We start from the raw sequence: 4,318 nt of genomic DNA, 5'->3' as shown, positions 1-4,318 counted from the left end.
GGATCACCCAGCGTCGTCCCCGTCCCATGCCCCTCCACCACATCCACATCACCCGGCATCAGACCGGCGTTGACAAGTGCCTGGCGGATCACCCGCTGCTGTGACGGACCGTTCGGGGCCGTCAGCCCATTACTCGCCCCGTCCTGGTTAACTGCGCTACCACGCACCAGCGCCAGCACCCGGTGTCCCAACCGCTGCGCATCCGAGAGTCGCTCCACCAACAACAGACCGACACCCTCACCCCAACCCGTGCCGTCCGCCGCAGCGGAAAACGCCTTGCACCGACCATCAGGGGCCAGCCCCCGCTGCCGCGAGAATTCCACGAACGCCCCCGGTGTACACATCACCGTGACACCGCCTGCCAGAGCCATCGAGCACTCGCCCGCGCGTACAGCCTGGCAGGCCAGATGGAGGGCGATCAGAGAGGACGAGCAGGCGGTATCCACCGAGACGGCCTGGCCTTCCAGCCCGAGCACATACGCGACGCGGCCCGAGGCCACGCTGCCCGAGGTGCCGGTGAGGGCATAGCCCTCCGCGCCTTCGACGGCCGCGTGCAGCCGTGGTCCGTATTCCTGAGGCATCACCCCGGCGAACACTCCGGTTCGGCTGCCCCGTACCGAGACGGGGTCGATGCCCGCTTGCTCGAAGACCTCCCACGCCGTCTCCAGAAGCAACCGCTGCTGCGGGTCCATGGCCAGGGCCTCGCGCGGGCTGATGCCGAAGAAACCGGCGTCGAACTCGTCGGCGTCGTAGAGGAAACCGCCGTAGCGGGTGGACGAGGAGCCGGTCTGCTCCAGGTCCGCGGCGCAGAGCTGTTCCATGTCCCAGCCGCGGTCCAGGGGGAAGCCGTCCACCGCGTCGATCCCCTCGGACACCAGCTCCCACAGGTCGTGGGAGGAGCGGACCCCTCCCGGGAAGCGGCAGGCCATGCCGACGATCGCCACCGGTTCGTCCGTACTGCCGGTCACGGTCACGGGAGCCACCGCCTCCGCTCGGCTGCCGATGGCTGCTCCCAGCAGTTCGTCCCACAGGTGCCCGGCCAGGAGCAGGGGGGTGGGGTGGTCGAAGGCGAGGGTGGCCGGCAGCCGAAGTCCCGTGGCGGTGTTGAGCCGGTTCCGGAGTTCGATGGCCGTCAGTGAGTCAAAGCCCATGGCCCGGAAGGCAGTGTCCGCCTGCACCGCCTCGGGACCGGTGTGGCCCAGGACGATGGCGGCGTGCGTGCGGACGGCCGTCAGCAGGATGTCGGTCTGTTCGGCGGAACTGCGGCCGGTCAGGCGGGCACGCAGCGACGCGGAGCCGGTCGTGGCGACACTCGAGCGGCGTCTCGGGGAGAGCAGTAGGCCGCGGTAGAGCGGCACATCCTCTTCCACGAGCGTGTCCTGCAGGCTCAGATGGGCCGGCAGCAGTACGGCCCGCGGCGACCGGAGGGCGGTGTCGAAAAGGGCGAGTCCGTCGTCGGTGGACAGCGGACGCAGACCGGAGCGAGCGATTCGGGCGTGGTCGCCGTAGCCAAGATGTGCGGTCATGCCGCTCGCCTGCTCCCACATGCCCCAGGCGAGGGAGTGGCCGGGCAGCCCTTGGAGGCATCGGTGAACGGCGAGGCCGTCGAGATAGGCGTTGGCGGCGGCGTAGTTGGCCTGGCCCGGCGAGCCGAGGAGACCGGCCGCAGAGGAGTAGGTGACAAAGAAAGCCAGGTCCGCGTCCCTGGTGAGCTCGTGCAGCCATCTGGCCGCGTCGACCTTGGGTGCCAGGGCGGTCCGGAGACGCTCGGGGGTCAGCGCGGAAAGGGTGGCGTCGTCGAGGCAGCCGGCCGCGTGGACCACGCCCGTCAGCGGATGATCGGGAGAGACGGAGGCCAGGAGCTCGGCCAGTGCCCTGCGGTCGGCGGCGTCGCATGCGGTGATCTCCACGTCCGCGCCCGCCGCCGTCAGTTCGGCCCTGAGCTCGGCGGCCCCTTCGGCAGCGGGACCACTGCGGCTGGCCAGGATCAAATGGCGGACGCCGCGGGCAGTCACGAGGTGGCGCGCGAGGGCCGCCCCGAGGACTCCCGTGCCCCCGGTGATCAAGACCGTACCGGCCGGGTCAGGTTCGGTCGGAAGGACAAGGACGTTCTTGCCGGTATGCCGCCCCTGCTGCATGTAGCGGAAGGCATCGACCGCGCGCCGAGCGTCCCAGCAGGTAAGGGGCTGGGCGTCGAGGGCACCTCGCGCGAACAACTCCAGCACCGTTCGAAGGATGTCCCCGATCCTCTCGGCACCGGCTTCCATCAGGTCGTACGCCCGGTATTCCACGCCCGGGTGGGCTGCGGCCACCTCACCGGGGTCCCGCCGGTCCGTCTTGCCCATTTCCAGGAACCGGCCGCCGCGTCGCAGCAATCGGAGCGAGGCGTCCGTGTACGGGCCGGAGAGGCTGTTGAGGACGATGTCCACGCCACGCCCGCCGGTGAGCGAGACGAAGCGCTCCTCGAAGTCGAGCGTGCGGGAAGAGGCGATGCGGTCCCGGGCCACTCCCGAGGACCGCAGCAGCGGCCATTTCGACGGATGGGCCGTGGCGTACACCTCAGCGCCCAGATGACGCGCCAGCTGCACGGCCGCGAGGCCCACGCCGCCGGCCGCGGAGTGCACCAGGAGCGCCTCGCCCGGCCGGACATCCGCCAGGTCCACCATCCCGTAGTACGCGGTCGCGTACACCACCGGCACTGCTGCCGCCTGCGCGAAGGTCCAACCCTCCGGGATGCGGGCCAGCATCGGACGTTCCGCCACCGCGACGGGACCGAAAGCCCCTCCGAACACACCCAGCACCCGGTCCCCGGCGCGCAGGTCGGTGACCTCCGGACCGGTCTCCAGCACCACGCCGGCCCCTTCGCTGCCCAGCCCCACCTGCTCCGGGACCATGCCCAGGGCCACGAGTACGTCCCGGAAGTTGACCCCCGCCGCCCGCACGGCCACCCTCACCTGCCCGGGGGCGAGTTCCGCCGCTACCTCGGGTGCGGCCACCGCTGCCACCTCGTCGAGCGATCCGGAGCCACCGCTCTCCAAGCGCCATGGCTCGTCACCGGACCACGCCCCGTGCACTGCCCCCGCGCGCACCAGCCGGGCTCCCAGCATCCGTCCTTCCCGGACAGCCACTTGGCCTTCACCACATCCGGACGCTGCCGCCACCGCCGCCCACGACTCGGCCCGGCCATCCGGCACATGGACACCGGCTGCTCCGGTCACGGCCGCACCCGGATCCACGTCCACGACCTGGAAACGCCCCGGCTCCTCTGCCTGGGCCGAGCGGATGAGTCCCCAGACCGCGGCCCCGGCCAGGTCCATTACATCGTCGCCGCCCTCCGCCGCGACCGCTCCGCAGGTCACGACCACGAGCCGGGACTCTCTCAGCCTGTCCTCGTCGAGCCAGCGCTGGAGGAGCGCCAGCACCTGCTCGGTCCTCTCCCCCACCGCGGCAGGCTGCCCTGCAAGGACGTTGCCCGTTTGCGGGAGGGAGAGGACGAAGACCTCGTCCGGGGCAGGAGCACCCGCTTCCAGGGCCGCGACCAAGGCGTCGACATCGCCACAGCACTCCGGCGCGGGCCCCGGAAGTGCGGACAGGGCCGCGAGCAGCCCCGGGGCGGTGTGACCGAGCAAGGCACGATGCCGTGGGCCCTCCGGCTCCGGCCCCCGGGCGATCGGTACCCAGTCCAGCCCGAACAACGAGTCCTCGACCGCCGTCCCGGCGGACCGGAGCGCAGCGAGCGACACCGGCCGCGTGACCAGGGATCCGAGGGAGAGGACGGGCAGTCCTGCGGAGTCGGCCATGTCAAGCGCCACGGCGTCCGGGCCCAGCGGCCGGACCCGGACGCGCAGGATCGATACGCCGGTCGCATACGCGGACACATCTCGCAAGGCGAAGGGCAGCCGGGCCTGCTCCTGGTCCGCTGCCGTGAGACAGGTGGTCTGAAGTGCGGCGTCGAGCAGGGCGGGATGCAGGCCGTACAGACCGACCTCGTCGGCGAGTTCCTGCGGCAATGTGACTTCTGCCAGGGTGTCGTTGCCGTGTTGCCATGCGGCGTTGAGGGCTTGGAAGGCGGGGCCGTAGGTGAAGTCGGCTTGGGCGAGACGGTCGTAGAAGTCGTCGAGGGGGATGGGAGTGGCATCGGCCGGTGGCCAGGGGGTGTCCTCGGCAGGGGTGGTGGGGGTGGGTTGTGGGGTGAGGGTGGCGGTGGCGTGGTGGGTCCAGGTGACGGTCTCGTCGCCGTCGCTGGCGCCGGCGCTGGTGGGGGTGTGGGAGTGGATGGTGAGTTCGCGTCGGTTGTCGGGTCCGGGTGGTGTGGTGG

1 protein-coding gene is annotated in these 4,318 nt (G+C 71.1%); it reads right to left on the bottom strand.

Going from position 1 to position 4,318, the window contains the following annotated elements; translation table 11 throughout:
• A partial coding sequence (locus tag I5Q34_RS33300) for an SDR family NAD(P)-dependent oxidoreductase (protein WP_199896236.1) occupies positions 1-4,318 on the bottom strand: 4,318 nt, incomplete at both ends.

The organism is Streptomyces sp. AV19, assembly GCF_015999245.1.
Lineage (GTDB): Bacteria > Actinomycetota > Actinomycetes > Streptomycetales > Streptomycetaceae > Streptomyces.
Note: the sequence above shows the minus strand (reverse complement) of the source record. Positions and strands in the feature narration are given on the sequence as shown.